Origin of the sequence: Pseudomonas sp. UBA3149 (assembly GCF_002364655.1) — a bacterium.
In the GTDB taxonomy this organism is placed as follows: domain Bacteria; phylum Pseudomonadota; class Gammaproteobacteria; order Pseudomonadales; family Pseudomonadaceae; genus Chryseomonas; species Chryseomonas luteola.
This window is the reverse complement of sequence record NZ_DEYV01000026.1, coordinates 22,749-37,199: the sequence shown is the minus strand read 5'-3', so window position 1 is coordinate 37,199 and position 14,451 is coordinate 22,749. Positions and strand designations below refer to the sequence as shown.

Here is a 14,451-nt window from a genome sequence, read left to right as displayed (position 1 = left end):
CGCCTTCGCCAATGCCTGGGGATAGCTCAACTGCCTCCGCGAACGTTCAGCCCGATACCCAACACCTTTGCCAGGGCAAGGGGGAATAACACCGTGTCCACCAGCAGACTGCCCGGCAGATCGAACCCGGGATAGGCGGGAGCCTCTACGCCAAAGCGCTCCGTTGGACAGCAGCCCCCTTGAATGGCATACCAGTCCAGCCGGGTTCCCGAGTAAACGATCGGAGCGCCCGACTTACCCGCATTAAGCGTGCTGACGCTGGCGCAGCCACTCAGTACAAGCACCAGGCACGCACAGAGAAACCTACTCATCGCTCACCAGATGATGCTCGCCCCACCGGGGCAGCATGTCTTGGGGAATACTCAACGTATTAAGGATCCGGGCCACGACAAAGTCGATCAGATCATCCACCGTTTGCGGCTGGTGATAGAAACCTGGCGCAGCCGGAAGAATCGTCGCGCCCAGGTTGGACAGCTTGAGCATGTTTTCCAGATGAATACTGGAGAATGGTGATTCTCTGGGTACTAGAACCAAGGTGCGCCGCTCCTTGATGGCCACATCGGCAGCGCGCTCGATCAGGTTATTGCAGGCACCTGTTGCAATGGCGGACAGCGTACCGGTCGAGCATGGGCAAACCACCATGGCTGCCGGCGCACTGGAACCTGACGCCGGAGGCGCCATCCAGTCGCTCTGGCCAAAGACTCGAATCTGCCCGGGCGCAGCACCAGTGTATTCTGTCAAAAACGCCTGCATGGCCTGAGGTTTAGCCGGTAGCGCCACATCGGTCTCAGTGGCCATGACCAGCTGTGCAGCCTTGGAGATCAGAAAGTGAACCTCACGCTCCTCCTGCACCAGACAGTCAAGCAGCCGTAATCCGTATTGAGCGCCAGAAGCGCCGGTCATTGCCAGGGTGATACGTTCCGGTCCGCTCATGCAGGGCCTCCTTCACGCAACGCAGCAGCCAGCTTGCCGTGCAGACCACCAAACCCGCCGTTACTCATGATAACTACATGGGTCCTGCCTTTCGCCGCCTCTTTAACGCGCGCGATAATGGCCTCAAGCGAGTCGCAAACAACCGCCGGGACAGGGCAATTCGCTGCTGTCTCGGCCAGATCCCACCCCAGGTTCGGCGGTGCATACCAGATAACGGAGTCGGCCTGTCGAACACTGTCCGGCAGGCCGTCACGGTGGGCGCCCAACTTCATCGAGTTGGACCGTGGCTCGATGACTGCAATGATGGATTCCTCTCCTACACGTGCCCGCAATCCTTGAAGCGTAGTGGCAATGGCCGTGGGATGATGGGCGAAGTCATCATAGATCGTGACGCCGTTGATTTCGGCAACCGTTTCCATTCGGCGCTTGACGCTCTTGAATGCATTCAACGCCTCGATCCCTTGAGGCGGCACGACGCCTACATGCCGCGCGGCGGCCAAGGTGGCCAGAGCATTGGCTACGTTATGCTGGCCGGTCAGACTCCACTCAACCGTTCCCTGTGTCTTCCCATCGAAGATTACCTCAAACCACGAGCCGTCCTCATGGAGCAAGCGGGCCTGCCACTGCCCGCCCTCTCCTGTCGTCTGAACCGGCGTCCAGCACCCCATCGTCAGGACATGAGACAGCGCTTTTTCAGCAGTTGGATGAATGATGAGTCCTTCACTTGGAATCGTACGCACCAGATGATGAAACTGCCGCTCGATCGCTGCCAGATCAGGAAAGATATCGGCATGATCGAACTCAAGATTATTCAGGATAGCGGTGCGCGGTCGATAATGGACGAATTTGGAGCGCTTATCGAAAAAGGCGCTATCGTACTCGTCAGCCTCTACGACAAAGAAAGGCGTTCCGCCCAGCCGGGCGGATATCCCAAAATTTTGGGGTACACCGCCAATCAAGAAGCCCGGGCTCATGCCTGCATGCTCCAGCACCCAGGCTAGCATGCTCGTGGTGGTGGTCTTGCCGTGGGTACCCGCTACAGCCAGAACCCAGCGTCCCTGCAATACATGATCTGCCAGCCATTGCGGTCCGGATACATAGGGCAACCCCTTGTTCAGGACATGCTCCACAGCCGGATTACCCCGGGAGAGTGCGTTGCCGATCACGACCAGATCCGGCGCCGGTTCAAGGTGGGCAGGCTCGTATCCCTGCATCAGCTCGATACCCTGTGCCTCCAGCTGCGTACTCATGGGCGGATAGACATTGGCATCGGAACCGGTCACCCGATGACCCAACTCCTTGGCCAGCACGGCCAGAGAGCCCATGAATGTCCCGCAGATGCCGAGAATGTGGATATGCATGAATAACCCCTGACAAGCGAGGCCCTGGCAGCCCCATTGAAAACGAGCCGAAGGTTAGCACAGCGCCGTCAGGACTCTATGGGTTCATCCGCCTCGTGAATCACGAAATTCCATCTGATCCCAGCCGAGCTCCGACCTTGAAAGAGAAGAAAGCAGATATCCGTGCGGTAGATCGCAAATCCCACCCTACCGTTTACCCTAATGGCTACTCGCGACCTAGAGCCTTCGCCCTATAATGGAGCTTCGACCCGCTGCCATAGATAGGCTGTACATGGACTTTAACCCGATCGATCTGATCCTCCACCTCGACGTTTACTTGGAAATGCTGGTCAGCAACTATGGGTCATGGATCTATTTCATCCTGTTCCTGGTCATTTTTTGCGAAACGGGCTTGGTAGTCATGCCCTTCCTGCCCGGTGACTCATTGCTGTTCATTGCTGGTGCCATTTGCGCAACAGGCGGCATGGACCCTTGGCTTCTGGGTAGTCTTCTTGCCTTTGCGGCCGTTGCCGGTGACAGTACAAACTATGTCATTGGCCGAACCCTGGGTGAAAAGCTTTTCTCGCGACCAAACTCCAAGATATTCCGTCGTGACTATCTGGAGCGCACCCAGGCGTTCTATGCCCTGCATGGCGGCAAGACCATTACCCTGGCGCGATTCCTGCCCATCATCCGAACGTTCGCGCCATTCGTGGCGGGCATCGGTCGCATGCACTATCTCCGTTTTCTGGGCTTCAGCGTCCTGGGCACGTTCCTCTGGGTAGGCGGCCTGGTCACGCTGGGTTACTTCTTTGGCAATGTGCCGTTCATCAAGCAGCACCTGTCCATGCTTGTTATCGCCATCATTGCCATCTCGCTGCTGCCCATGGTCATCAGCATGGTCAGCCGTCGCCTGCGGCCGAGCCCCAGCCGCAGCGAAATCGGCTAACGCATGTGGTCCCTGCGCGCCTGGCGGGATCGACGTGTCCTTGAACGGACCGTTATCCCGCCGGCGCTCTGGGATGAAGTTCATTCCCGCCTGCCTTTCCTCGACGGACTCCCGCCTGAATCTGATCAACGGCTTCAACAGCGCAGCATCCTTTTTCTGGCGCATAAACGCCTGACGCTACTGGGTGACATTGCGCTTGCTGACGTTGACCGCCTGGCCCTGGCTGCCCAGGCCCAACTGCCCTTGCTATACCTGCCTGAGGAAGACTGGTATGGCAACTTCCACGAGCTGATCCTCTACCCCTCGGACTTTGTCAGCCCACAACGCTACCGTGACGATAGCGGAATCGAACATGAGGAAAGCGAAAGCCATAGCGGTGAGGCTTGGCTACAAGGTCCAGTGATTTTGGCGTGGTCGGGTGTTCAGGAGAGCGGCGACTGGACGGGTTACAACTTGGTCATTCATGAATTGGCGCATAAGCTCGACATGCTCAACGGCGATGCCAATGGCCTGCCCCCACTGCACCGGGACATGTCGCTTCCTCGCTGGGCTGAGGTCATGCAGGCTGCTTACGATGACCTCAACCGACAGATTGATACCCATAAGGAAACACTGATCGATCCCTATGCCAGCGAGCATCCTGCTGAGTTCTTTGCCGTCTGCTGTGAATACTTCTTTACCGCACCCGATGTACTCGATCAGGCATACCCGGATGTTTATATGCAGCTACGTCAGTTTTTCCGTCAGGATCCACTGACGCGGCTACAGGCATTGGCTCAGCGGATTTCAATTCCCGCAGCCGAGTCACCTCCACGAGGAGCGTTCGGCGAACCCTGATAGGCCAAGGGAACCTCCTCCAGAAACTCCAGCGACCGAACAGGCATACCGAACTTGATGCCACGCTGATCCAGCTCCTTGAGCAGTGCCAGATTGATGTTCTGTTGAATATCCATGTACTGGTTGTAGTCCGCGCTCAACACGTAATACACCACCTCGAATTTCAAGGCGCTACTTTCCAGTGCCAGCAGATGCGCACGATCGAAACGGGTGTTCTCCAATGACGTGACAATCTGCTTTACGAGTGGAGCAATTTCACCAACTTGATCGGCAGGTGTGCGGTAACTGATATCGAACTGGAACAGCACCCGCCGTTCGGACATACGCTTATAATTATGGATCGTCTGCTGCAGCAGCTTCGTGTTGGAGCAGACCACCTGCTCACCGCTAAGGCTGCGAATACGCGTGGTCTTGAGGCCGATGTATTCAATGGAGCCGGCAATATCGCCAAATACGACGAAATCACCTTGCTCGAAAGGCTTGTCGATACCAATGGACAGCGAGGCAAACAGGTCACTCAGCACATTCTGAACGGCCAGCGCGACGGCAATACCACCAATACCCAGGCTGGCGACGAACGCCGTGATATCCACACCCAGGTTGGAGAGTACTGCAAGCAGAACCACCGTCCACAAGGCTACCCGGACCATCAGCGAAATCATGGTCATGGTGAGCTGGCTGCGCTGATGGCCATTCCTGTTCTGCAGCGCCGAACGTGCCCACAGCAGAATTGCGCCATCGACCCACAGCCCGAACTGTAGAGCCAGGACCAGGAACCAGATATGGCTGACGCGTGCCTCCCAGCTTGGGCTCAGATCAATGACATACAGTCCGATCTGAATAGCCATGAGCAGAATCAGCAAGCGACTGGTTCGACCAATGATCTCGCCTACGTAATGTGCCCAACCGCTGTTTGCCCGGGAGGACCAATTCACAACGCGACTGGTAACGGCTGTAACGAGCCGGCGAATGACGCCATAGCTGATGATAGTAATGACAAGTGCAAGCGCCAGGTTGATGGCTGTCGCCTCATTGATCCATTGGAACATGCCGATGTTGTCTCCGATTCAGAGGAAAGCTGCCCCGCCCTCTAACAGGCAGGCCTCTTTTTTCGGGTCCGTTACCGTTACAAAGTTCCTGCTTTGAACCTTATCCCACCCCAAGGCTCGAATCGCGGGTCAAATATGCCTATACTCCAAACCACATCAATTTGGCCTACCAACAAAGGTGAGTCGCTCTATGAGCTATAGCAAGATTCCGGCCGGCAAAGACGTGCCGAACGACATCTACGTCGCGATTGAAATCCCGGCTAACCATGCACCCATCAAATACGAAATCGACAAGGACAGCGATACTCTGTTTGTCGACCGGTTCATGGCGACCCCGATGTTCTATCCGGCCAACTATGGCTATATCCCCAACACGCTGGCTGATGATGGCGATCCCCTCGACGTGCTCGTCGTAACGCCTTACCCGGTTACACCAGGCGCCGTCATTCGCGCACGTCCGGTTGGCGTACTGCACATGACCGACGAAGCCGGTGGCGATGCAAAATTAGTTGCCGTTCCGCATGACAAACTGTCTGTGCTGTACCATGATGTAAAGGAATACACCGACTTGCCGGCTCTGCTGCTGGAGCAGATCAAGCACTTCTTCGAGAACTACAAGGATCTTGAAAAAGGCAAGTGGGTAAAAGTTGAACGCTGGGGCAATGCTGAAGAAGCCCGTGCGGAGATCTTAAAGGCAGTCGCGGCTTACCAAAAATAAGTCGCTACTACCTCACGAAGCCGGCCACAAGCCGGCTTTTTAACGCCTATCGTTTTACCCGGTTTCGGTCAAACCTGAACAAAGCCAGACCTTTGGCTCTGCATCGACTCGTTGAGCGCTATCCAAGGCGGTCATCTAGCGAATAGTGCGGGAGGGTATAACGCTCAGCGAAAGGTGCCCTTTTGGTTTTTTGTCATCGCTGGACTGTGCGCAACCCAGCGAAGCGTCAAGCTCTCGAAGAGCACACCACGGGGCCTTATCCTTTAAACCCCTTTGCCACCAGATAGACCTCCCTTGAGCGCGGCCGCGATGCCTCTGGCTTGCGTATCATCACCTTCTCGAATGAGGTGCGAACGTCTTTCAGAAACTCGTCGGAGCCCTCTCCCTGGAATACCTTGGCTACAAGATTGCCGTTGGGCTTGAGGACCTGACGCGCCATATCAAGGACGAGTTCGACCAGATACATCGAGGACGCCTGATCGGCAGCAGCGATGCCACTGATATTGGGAGCGATGTCAGAAATGATCAGATCAGGTTGATTACCATCGAGCTTGTCGAGAATCTGCTGGAACACCGCGTCGTCGGTGAAATCGCCCTGGATGAAGTCGACGTTCTCCAGCGGGTCCATCGGCAGAATGTCACTAGCTAGAACCCGTCCCTTCTCGCCTACGAGACCGCCAGCCACCTGTGACCAACCGCCCGGTGCGGAGCCAAGGTCCATGACCAGCATGCCGGGACGTATCAGCTTGTCCTTCTCGTTCAGCTCGATCAGCTTGTAACTGGCACGAGAACGCAAGCCATCCTTCTGAGCCCGCTTAACATAAGGATCGTTGACGTGTTCATCCAGCCAACGGCGGCTGCTTTTGGATCGTTTCATGAGGGAGCCAAGCACGGAAAAATTCAATGGGAGAAGCAGACCAACGCCTGGGAAAAACAGAAAGCGGTTGGACGCACAATGGCAACGATTATAAACCGATAATATAAGACTGGTGGGCAGGGATCGTGTAGCACCCCTTAGGCAGGACTGTCAGGGAGGGATAGAGAGAGGTATAATTTACCTCTTACCCCACCCTTTCTAAAGCTTCCTTTGCCGGAGTCACCGGCCAGGATTACCGCCATGATTCGCATCAACGAACTGTCCCTGCCTCTTGATCATTCCTCGGATGAGTTGCGCAAGGCCATTGTCAAACGCCTGGGCATCAGCGACGCCGACTTGCTGAACTTCACTGTATTCAAGCGCAGCTACGATGCACGCAAGAAAAACAGCGTCATTCTGTTCATCTATATCATCGATCTAGAGGCACGCAACGAGGCGGCAATCCTGGCGCGCTTTGCCGATGACAATCATGTACGTCCAGCACCGGATACCCACTACTACCCAGTAGCTCAGGCGCCCGCCCACTTGCGGGAGCGCCCGATAATCGTAGGCTTTGGTCCTTGTGGATTGTTCGCGGCGCTGCTGCTCGCACAGATGGGATTCAAGCCCATCGTACTGGAGCGCGGCAAGGATGTACGTAAACGCACCAAGGATACCTGGGCGCTGTGGCGTAAAAAGATCCTGACGCCGGAATCCAACGTGCAGTTTGGTGAGGGAGGAGCCGGCCTGTTCTCGGACGGTAAACTCTATAGCCAGATCAAGGACCCCAAGTTCTACGCCCGCAAAGTGATGCACGAGTTCGTCCGCGCTGGCGCGCCGGAAGAGATCATGTATGTGAGCAAGCCGCATATCGGCACCTTCCGTCTCACCGGCGTGGTCGCAGCGATGCGAGAGGAGATCATCGCCTTGGGTGGCGAAGTGCGCTTCGAGAGTAAAGTGACCGATCTGCTGATCGACAACGGCCAGCTTGAAGGTGTGGTGTTAGCCAATGGCGAGACAATCCGCAGCCGCCATGTGGTGCTCGCGCTGGGCCACAGCTCTCGCGATACCTTCCGCATGCTACATCGCCAGGGCGTATATATCGAAGCCAAACCTTTTGCGGTGGGTTTCCGCATCGAGCATCCGCAAGGCATGATCGATCAGGCTCGCCTGGGCAAATACGCCGGCCATCCGGAGCTGGGCGCCGCCGATTACAAATTAGTGCATCACGCCAAAAACGGTCGTGCCGTCTACAGTTTCTGCATGTGTCCCGGCGGGACCGTAGTGGCCGCCACCTCCGAGCCGGGGCGCGTCGTGACCAATGGCATGAGCCAGTACTCGCGCAACGAGCGCAATGCAAACTCAGGCATTGTTGTGGGTATCAACCCGGAGCAGGATTTCCCAGGCGACCCGCTGGCTGGCCTGGATCTGCAAGAACGCCTTGAGTCCCGGGCCTACGAGCTGGGCGGCAGCGATTACTGCGCACCAGCACAATTGGTGGGCGACTTCATCCGTGGAGTGCCGTCGACCGAACTTGGCGAGGTAGAGCCCTCCTACAAGCCCGGCGTACGCCTGGGTGATCTTGCGCCCGCGCTGCCAGACTATGCCATCGAAGCCATCCGCGAAGCACTGCCGGCATTCGGCAAGCAGATTCGTGGCTTTGATCGTGATGATGCCATTCTCACAGGTATCGAAACCCGCACGTCCTCTCCTGTCCGCATTACTCGCGACAACGAGACCTTGCAAAGCCTCAACCTGCGCGGCCTGTATCCGGCTGGTGAAGGTGCCGGTTATGCGGGGGGCATTTTGTCGGCGGGCGTAGATGGAATTAAAGTTGCCGAGGCTTTGGCCAAATCGCTTCTATCGGACTTTGAGATGGCGAACATACAGCCCAGCCGAGCGGCGTCTTGATGAAATTCGATGACGTCAAAAAACTTCACCAGAAGAAATACCGGGCCGAGTTCGGTTATTTTCTGGTGGAGGGCGAACACCTGCTGCTGGAGTTACAAAAGGCGGCGCTACAGAATCCGCTGCTACAGAGCAGTCAGCTCTATGTAACCGAGGCCTATGAACACTGGGCAAGCTCGTTTGAAACCCATGTGATCAGTGACCGCCAAATGGCGCAGATATCCGATACCAAAACACCGCAGGGCGTTATTGCGCTGGTACCGATGCCGGCCACTAACGCACCGGGTTGCGCGCCTGCTGATAACGAGCGCGCCATTTACCTGCATGAAATTCAGGATCCGGGCAATCTCGGCACCATCCTGCGCACGCTGGTATGGTTCGGTAACTTTCGCTGCTTGCTTAGCCCTGGCAGTGTTGATCCGTACAACCCTAAAGTTGTTCGCTCCAGCATGGGCGCCATTTTTCATGCTTCCATTGAGTTGGACGTGAAAATAGATTCGCTGCGCACACGGTTTGACCGCATTGCCTGTCTGGACATGAGTGGTGATCACGTTCAATCGGCAGCGTTTAAGACATTCGATTGCTATCTGTTCGGCAATGAAGCGCGCGGCGTACCCCATGAGCAATTGACCATACTTAATGCGCAGCCTTTTACCATTCCCGGATGCGGCGCTATCGAATCGCTGAACCTGGCATCAACAGTCAACATGTGTGCGTATGAGCTGAGTCGATAGCCGATATCAGGAACGTCACCTCGCTTAATAAAAATCGGATCGCGTGCTCGACGCTCACGTAACGATGTAGCGAGGAGATAGTTTCAACTGCGCCATGAAATACTCAGACAGTGGTTTTTGCTCCACAAAAGCGCATCTGTTTTCTATTTTTTCAGGCAGAAAGCCCCTGAAATCAAATTGTCATGCCCTGGCGCGATAGTTGCTATGTGTGTTGGCCAGCGAGCAAACAGTTTCGCTTGGTAACACCTTATAGAGTGCACTTCCTCCCGGACCGATGCCTTGGCGTCTGTCCAGCCGTATACGGCCTTGTCCTGGCGCTTACCCCATCGGCTCCTGGACAGGGCCGTTCTTATTTCCGCTGCAAGTATTTACTCGGCTTCCACGCCTCTGCTAGTGTCCCGCGATTGTGTATCACCCCCGAGATTGCCAATGGCCCGCAAGAAAGCTCCCGATTTCGAACACTCCCTGGCAGAACTGCAAACCCTGGTCGAGCACCTGGAAAGCGGTGAGCTTTCCCTCGAAGAATCACTGGGCGCCTTCGAACAGGGTATTCGCCTGACCCGTGAATGCCAGAGTGCACTGAGTCAGGCTGAGCAGAAAGTCCAGATTCTGCTCGAGCGCGACGGAGTCATGACCGAATCCCCCTTCGACGTACAGGGCGACGACACATGATCAAGGATTATCAGGCTCGCAGTCAGGCACGTGTCGACGCCATGCTGGACACCCTGTTCGTTTCGCCACGTCCGGAGCTCGATCGCCTGTATGAGGCAATGCGTTATAGCGTCATGGGTGGCGGCAAGCGTGTGCGCCCCCTGTTGGTGTATGCCGCCTGCGAAGCCCTTGGGGGAGAGCCCTCTCAGGCCGACAATGCTGCGTGTGCCGTCGAGCTGATCCACGCGTACTCACTTGTGCATGACGACTTGCCGGCTATGGATGACGACGACCTGCGCCGTGGCCGTCCGACTACGCACAAGGCTTACGACGAAGCGTGTGCCATTCTGGCAGGCGATGCACTGCAAACATTTGCAGTTGAAATACTGACCAACGCACCGCAAACGGCCGAGACACGTTTGGAAATGCTTAATATCCTGGCTCAGGCCTCTGGCCCTGCCGGCATGGTAGGCGGTCAGGCCATTGACCTTGAGTCCGTTGGTAGACAGATAGACCAGACGGCGCTTGAAATCATGCATCGTCACAAGACTGGCGCACTGATCGAGGCCAGTGTCCGCCTGGGTGCATTGGCCAGCGGCAAGGCCACGCTCGAGCAGCTGGATGCCCTGAGCCGCTATGCCCGCGCAGTAGGATTGGCCTTTCAGGTACAGGACGATGTGCTGGATGTAGAAAGCGACACCGCCACCTTGGGCAAGCGCCAGGGCGCAGATGTTGCGCGGGACAAGCCAACCTACCCGGCCCTGCTGGGCCTGGATGAAGCCAAGCATTATGCGCAGCTATTGTGTGAACAAGCCCAGCAGGCCTTGCAGCACTTTGGCGAGTCTGCCGAACCCTTGCGGGCATTAGCACTCTACATCGTCCAACGCCGCCACTAGTCACACACAGAACAGCTCGAAGCTCTATATGACGGTTCACTGTTGGGTGACTGGAGGGCTTCGGGTAAACTTCGATCTTTCATACCTTATAACGATGACCTGATGCCCAAGACGCTGCACGAGATTCCACGCGAGCGGCCCGCCACGCCATTGCTCGACCGCATCGACACCCCGGCTGCGCTGCGCCACCTGAGCGAGCACGAGCTGGAAACGCTCGCCGATGAGTTGCGCCACTATCTGCTCTATACCGTCGGGCAGACCGGCGGGCATTTTGGCGCCGGCCTCGGGGTCATCGAACTGACCGTTGCGCTGCATTATGTGTTCGATACACCCGACGACCGCCTTGTCTGGGATGTCGGCCATCAGGCTTACCCGCACAAAATACTGACCGGACGCCGTGACCAGATGGGTACACTGCGCCAGAAAGGCGGGGTCGCTGCCTTTCCGCGTCGCTCTGAAAGTGAGTACGACACCTTTGGGGTTGGCCACTCCAGCACCTCGATCAGCGCGGCGCTGGGCATGGCCATTGCTGCCCGCATGCAAGGCAGCAAGCGCAAGTCCGTTGCGGTGATCGGTGATGGCGCCCTGACCGCAGGCATGGCATTCGAAGCGCTCAATCACGCCTCCGACGTAGAAGCCGACATGCTCGTCGTTCTCAATGACAACGACATGTCGATCTCCCATAACGTGGGAGGTCTGTCGAATTACCTTGCCAAGCTCCTGTCCAGTCGCACGTATCAGAACATGCGCGAGGGTGGGAAAAAGGTACTGGCCAAGCTGCCTGGTGCGTGGGAAATCGCCCGCCGTACCGAAGAAGCTGCCAAAGGAATGCTGGTTCCGGGCACCCTGTTTGAAGAGCTGGGCTGGAACTACATTGGCCCCGTCGATGGGCATGACCTGCCGACGCTGATCACTACCCTGCGCAACCTGCGTGACGCCAAAGGTCCGCAGTTCCTGCATATCGTGACCAAGAAAGGCAAGGGTTTCAGCGCTGCCGAAGCAGCACCTATCGAATATCACGCCATCACCAAGCTTGAGCCCTTGGATGCGGCACCCAAGAAGCCTGGTAGTCCCAAATATTCGAACATCTTCGGCGACTGGCTATGTGACATGGCGGCAGCTGACCCAAAACTGGTAGGTATAACACCTGCCATGAAGGAAGGCTCCGACCTCATCCGCTTCAGCGAGCAGTATCCAGACCGCTATTTCGATGTTGCGATCGCCGAACAGCACGCCGTGACACTGGCAGCTGGTCTGGCCTGTGATGGTGCCAAGCCGGTAGTGGCGATCTACTCCACCTTCCTGCAGCGCGCCTACGACCAGCTGATCCATGACGTAGCCGTACAGAACCTCGATGTGCTGTTTGCCATCGATCGCGCCGGTCTGGTGGGTGAAGACGGCCCTACACATGCCGGCAGTTTCGATCTGTCGTTCCTGCGCTGTATTCCTGGCATGGTGATCATGGCGCCCAGCGATGAGAACGAAATGCGCCGTATGCTGACAACGGGTTACCGGTTCAAGGGACCCGCGGCTGTCCGCTATCCACGAGGCAGCGGCCCTAACGCAGCCATTGAGCCAGGGCTTGAGCCACTGGAAATCGGCAAAGGCGTTCTTCGCCGTCAAGGTCGCAGGGTTGCCTTCCTGGTATTTGGCGTACAGTTGAAAGAGGCCTTGCAGGTAGCAGAAGGCCTTGATGCAAGCGTGGCCGACATGCGCTTCGTCAAGCCATTGGACGAAGCCCTGATCCGGGCACTCGCAGACAGCCACGACCTGCTGGTTACGATCGAGGAAAACAGCATCATGGGCGGTGCAGGCAGCGCCGTGAATGAGTTCCTTGCCCGAGAAAACCTGCTCAAGCCGATCTTGAATCTGGGCCTGCCCGATTACTACGTCGAGCATGCCAAGCCGAGTGAAATGTTGGCTGAATGCGGACTGGATGCACTTGGCATCGAAAAGGCCGTTACGCAGCGCCTAGCACAGCTTGAAGCCAATACAGCTTCCGAGCCCGTTCCGCTTGTACTCGCTTCACGCAATCCCTGACGGGACACGTTGGGACAGGCCCGCTTAGCGGGCCTTGTCTATCAGCTCACACAGCCTGACCACTGCGTCCAGCATGCCATAGCTGGGCCGTTCAAGCCGCTTGTCACCTACAGCCCAGAGTTGGTGGTGTGCCACCGCCTTTAATGTTGGCCACTGTCGCCATGGTTCGAGCTGAGCCTGATCCATGGCCAGTATCACCTCGGGGTTTCTTGTGAGCACAGCTTCTACACCCACCTGCGGCGCCGGTTGTGAGAGATCAGCGAATATATTCCTGCCCCCACATACCTGTATGGCATCGCTGATAATTTGCGTACTTCCTACGGTATACAGTGGTTTATCCCAGACTTGATAGAACACATGTACAGTCGGCAACTGCCTGTAGCGGTTACGCACGCTGGCGAGTCGCTCACGAAACTGGCTCACCAAGCGCTGCCCTGCACCGGGAGCGCCCACCGCCTGAGCGATGCGAGCAAGTCCGTCAGCCAACTCATCCAAACGATGGACATCCAGAGTTTCAATGGTGTAGCCCAACTGCTTGAGCTGCTCGCGCTGGGCGGGCGGCACTGCGCCGGGCCAAAGCAAAATAAGGTCAGGATGCAGCGAGACAATCTTTTCGATGTTGACCTGACCATAACGCCCAACGGAAGGCAGCCCGGATAAGGAAGCAGGACGCTTGCCTGCATCCAGTACGCCTACCAAGCGGCTCTCTACGCCCAGCTCCAGCATGATATCGGTCATCGAAGGCGCCAGACTGATGACGCGTTCGGCGGCCTGAGAGAGAACGCAGCAGAACAGCAAGCAGACGCCGGTCAGAACCGAACAGCACCTGCCTGCCTTCATCAGGAAGGAAGGACTTCGCCTTGATGGATATTGCCGAGCATGTGGCCCAGCTTGCCAGCCTTGGTGGCTAGGTAACGCTTGTTATGAGGGTTGAGGCCCGTCTGCAGCGGTACACGCTGTGCTACGGTAATTCCCAGGTCCTCCAAGGCTTTAACCTTGCGAGGATTATTGGTCATCAGCTTCAATGCATTGACGCCCAGATGCTTGAGCATTGGCTTGCACAGGCTGTAGTTACGCTGATCCGCACCAAAGCCCAGGCGTTCATTAGCCTCAACCGTATCAGCTCCTGCGTCCTGCAGCTCATATGCGCGAATCTTGTTCAAGAGACCGATGCCACGCCCCTCCTGGCGCAAGTACAGGATAACGCCACGGCCTTCTTCAGCAATGGCTCGCATTGCCGCCTCCAGCTGAAAGCCGCAGTCGCAGCGTAGGCTGAACAGGGCATCCCCCGTCAGACACTCGGAATGTAGACGCCCCAGCACCGGCTCACCGTTGGCAATATCGCCAAGGGTCAGCGCCACGTGCTCCTTACCATCGGACTCATCGAGAAAGCCATGCATGGTAAAAATGCCAAAGGGCGTAGGTAATTGGGATGCGGCGACGAAAACGACAGACACCGTCAGGCTCCTATCGGAAAGAGGGTTATAGTATACCATTCATGAACAGAGACGGCTCAGTCATAAAGGCTATGAGGCTATTG

The 14,451-nt window shown here is 56.8% G+C and carries 15 protein-coding genes; 8 read left to right on the top strand and 7 right to left on the bottom strand.

Annotation, left to right across the window (positions count from 1 at the left end; translation table 11 throughout):
• Positions 1–26: 26 nt before the first annotated feature.
• From B3729_RS14760 to mpl, 3 genes are read right to left on the bottom strand one after another with little or no spacing between them, the layout of a single operon-like run.
• Positions 27–311 carry a YceK/YidQ family lipoprotein gene (locus B3729_RS14760; protein WP_125887338.1) on the bottom strand — a complete coding sequence of 95 codons (285 nt, stop codon included), beginning with the start codon at positions 309–311 and terminating at the stop codon, positions 27–29.
• Positions 304–933 carry a flavin prenyltransferase UbiX gene (gene ubiX, locus B3729_RS14755; protein ID WP_010796895.1) on the bottom strand — a complete coding sequence of 210 codons (630 nt, stop codon included), beginning with the start codon at positions 931–933 and terminating at the stop codon, positions 304–306. Before ubiX ends, B3729_RS14760 begins: the two co-directional genes overlap by 8 nt.
• Positions 930–2,294: a UDP-N-acetylmuramate:L-alanyl-gamma-D-glutamyl-meso-diaminopimelate ligase gene (gene mpl / locus B3729_RS14750; RefSeq protein WP_286788251.1), complete on the bottom strand. Its 1,365-nt coding sequence runs from the start codon at positions 2,292–2,294 to the stop codon at positions 930–932. The genes ubiX and mpl overlap by 4 nt, the downstream gene beginning before the upstream one ends.
• A 271-nt stretch (positions 2,295–2,565) precedes the next feature.
• Between mpl and B3729_RS14745 the strand changes: the two genes are divergently transcribed.
• Both B3729_RS14745 and B3729_RS14740 read left to right on the top strand, forming a co-directional pair.
• Positions 2,566–3,222 carry a DedA family protein gene (locus tag B3729_RS14745; RefSeq protein ID WP_010796893.1) on the top strand — a complete coding sequence of 219 codons (657 nt, stop codon included), beginning with the start codon at positions 2,566–2,568 and terminating at the stop codon, positions 3,220–3,222.
• A gap of 3 nt (positions 3,223–3,225) precedes the next feature.
• Positions 3,226–4,059 carry a zinc-dependent peptidase gene (locus tag B3729_RS14740; RefSeq protein WP_286788250.1) on the top strand — a complete coding sequence of 278 codons (834 nt, stop codon included), beginning with the start codon at positions 3,226–3,228 and terminating at the stop codon, positions 4,057–4,059.
• Here B3729_RS14740 and B3729_RS14735 read toward each other — a convergent pair.
• Positions 3,999–5,108, bottom strand: a complete 1,110-nt coding sequence (locus B3729_RS14735) for a mechanosensitive ion channel family protein (RefSeq protein WP_239382079.1) — start codon at positions 5,106–5,108, stop codon at positions 3,999–4,001. The two genes, B3729_RS14740 and B3729_RS14735, sit on opposite strands and share 61 nt — an antisense overlap.
• A 190-nt stretch (positions 5,109–5,298) precedes the next feature.
• Between B3729_RS14735 and ppa the strand changes: the two genes are divergently transcribed.
• The gene (gene ppa, locus B3729_RS14730) at positions 5,299–5,826 is read left to right on the top strand and encodes an inorganic diphosphatase (RefSeq protein WP_010796890.1); all 528 of its coding nucleotides are present in this window, start codon (positions 5,299–5,301) and stop codon (positions 5,824–5,826) included.
• A gap of 256 nt (positions 5,827–6,082) precedes the next feature.
• On the opposite strand, the gene rlmE is transcribed toward ppa, so the two are convergent.
• A complete protein-coding gene (gene rlmE, locus B3729_RS14725) occupies positions 6,083–6,703 on the bottom strand; it encodes a 23S rRNA (uridine(2552)-2'-O)-methyltransferase RlmE (RefSeq protein WP_019366818.1) in 621 nt (206 codons plus the stop codon).
• 240 nt (positions 6,704–6,943) lie between these two features.
• Between rlmE and B3729_RS14720 the strand changes: the two genes are divergently transcribed.
• From B3729_RS14720 to dxs, 5 genes are all read left to right on the top strand, one after another.
• Positions 6,944–8,593 carry an NAD(P)/FAD-dependent oxidoreductase gene (locus tag B3729_RS14720; RefSeq protein ID WP_286788249.1) on the top strand — a complete coding sequence of 550 codons (1,650 nt, stop codon included), beginning with the start codon at positions 6,944–6,946 and terminating at the stop codon, positions 8,591–8,593.
• Positions 8,593–9,324, top strand: a complete 732-nt coding sequence (locus B3729_RS14715) for a TrmH family RNA methyltransferase (protein WP_019366820.1) — start codon at positions 8,593–8,595, stop codon at positions 9,322–9,324. The genes B3729_RS14720 and B3729_RS14715 overlap by 1 nt, the downstream gene beginning before the upstream one ends.
• A gap of 429 nt (positions 9,325–9,753) precedes the next feature.
• The gene (locus tag B3729_RS14710; RefSeq protein ID WP_286788248.1) at positions 9,754–9,996 is read left to right on the top strand and encodes an exodeoxyribonuclease VII small subunit; all 243 of its coding nucleotides are present in this window, start codon (positions 9,754–9,756) and stop codon (positions 9,994–9,996) included.
• Positions 9,993–10,871: a (2E,6E)-farnesyl diphosphate synthase gene (gene ispA, locus B3729_RS14705; protein WP_122043606.1), complete on the top strand. Its 879-nt coding sequence runs from the start codon at positions 9,993–9,995 to the stop codon at positions 10,869–10,871. The genes B3729_RS14710 and ispA overlap by 4 nt, the downstream gene beginning before the upstream one ends.
• Positions 10,872–10,973: 102 nt before the next feature.
• Positions 10,974–12,911, top strand: a complete 1,938-nt coding sequence (dxs, locus tag B3729_RS14700; protein ID WP_239383732.1) for a 1-deoxy-D-xylulose-5-phosphate synthase — start codon at positions 10,974–10,976, stop codon at positions 12,909–12,911.
• A 24-nt stretch (positions 12,912–12,935) separates the two neighbouring features.
• Here dxs and B3729_RS14695 read toward each other — a convergent pair whose 3' ends face one another.
• Positions 12,936–13,751, bottom strand: coding sequence for a cobalamin-binding protein (locus tag B3729_RS14695; protein ID WP_286788247.1), 816 nt, complete (start codon positions 13,749–13,751; stop codon positions 12,936–12,938).
• Positions 13,751–14,368 (bottom strand): GTP cyclohydrolase II, encoded by a 618-nt coding sequence (gene ribA / locus B3729_RS14690; RefSeq protein WP_019366825.1) that lies wholly within the window; start codon positions 14,366–14,368, stop codon positions 13,751–13,753. Before ribA ends, B3729_RS14695 begins: the two co-directional genes overlap by 1 nt.
• Positions 14,369–14,451: the final 83 nt, after the last annotated feature.

Bases quoted from the DNA above. Each gene is read 5' to 3' on its own strand.
- B3729_RS14760 (WP_125887338.1), bottom strand. From the start codon at position 311: ATGAGTAGGTTTCTCTGTGCGTGCCTGGTGCTTGTACTGAGTGGCTGC.
- ubiX (WP_010796895.1), bottom strand. From the start codon at position 933: ATGAGCGGACCGGAACGTATCACCCTGGCAATGACCGGCGCTTCTGGC.
- mpl (WP_286788251.1), bottom strand. From the start codon at position 2,294: ATGCATATCCACATTCTCGGCATCTGCGGGACATTCATGGGCTCTCTG.
- B3729_RS14745 (WP_010796893.1), top strand. From the start codon at position 2,566: ATGGACTTTAACCCGATCGATCTGATCCTCCACCTCGACGTTTACTTG.
- B3729_RS14740 (WP_286788250.1), top strand. From the start codon at position 3,226: ATGTGGTCCCTGCGCGCCTGGCGGGATCGACGTGTCCTTGAACGGACC.
- B3729_RS14735 (WP_239382079.1), bottom strand. From the start codon at position 5,108: ATGTTCCAATGGATCAATGAGGCGACAGCCATCAACCTGGCGCTTGCA.
- ppa (WP_010796890.1), top strand. From the start codon at position 5,299: ATGAGCTATAGCAAGATTCCGGCCGGCAAAGACGTGCCGAACGACATC.
- rlmE (WP_019366818.1), bottom strand. From the start codon at position 6,703: ATGAAACGATCCAAAAGCAGCCGCCGTTGGCTGGATGAACACGTCAAC.
- B3729_RS14720 (WP_286788249.1), top strand. From the start codon at position 6,944: ATGATTCGCATCAACGAACTGTCCCTGCCTCTTGATCATTCCTCGGAT.
- B3729_RS14715 (WP_019366820.1), top strand. From the start codon at position 8,593: ATGAAATTCGATGACGTCAAAAAACTTCACCAGAAGAAATACCGGGCC.
- B3729_RS14710 (WP_286788248.1), top strand. From the start codon at position 9,754: ATGGCCCGCAAGAAAGCTCCCGATTTCGAACACTCCCTGGCAGAACTG.
- ispA (WP_122043606.1), top strand. From the start codon at position 9,993: ATGATCAAGGATTATCAGGCTCGCAGTCAGGCACGTGTCGACGCCATG.
- dxs (WP_239383732.1), top strand. From the start codon at position 10,974: ATGCCCAAGACGCTGCACGAGATTCCACGCGAGCGGCCCGCCACGCCA.
- B3729_RS14695 (WP_286788247.1), bottom strand. From the start codon at position 13,751: ATGAAGGCAGGCAGGTGCTGTTCGGTTCTGACCGGCGTCTGCTTGCTG.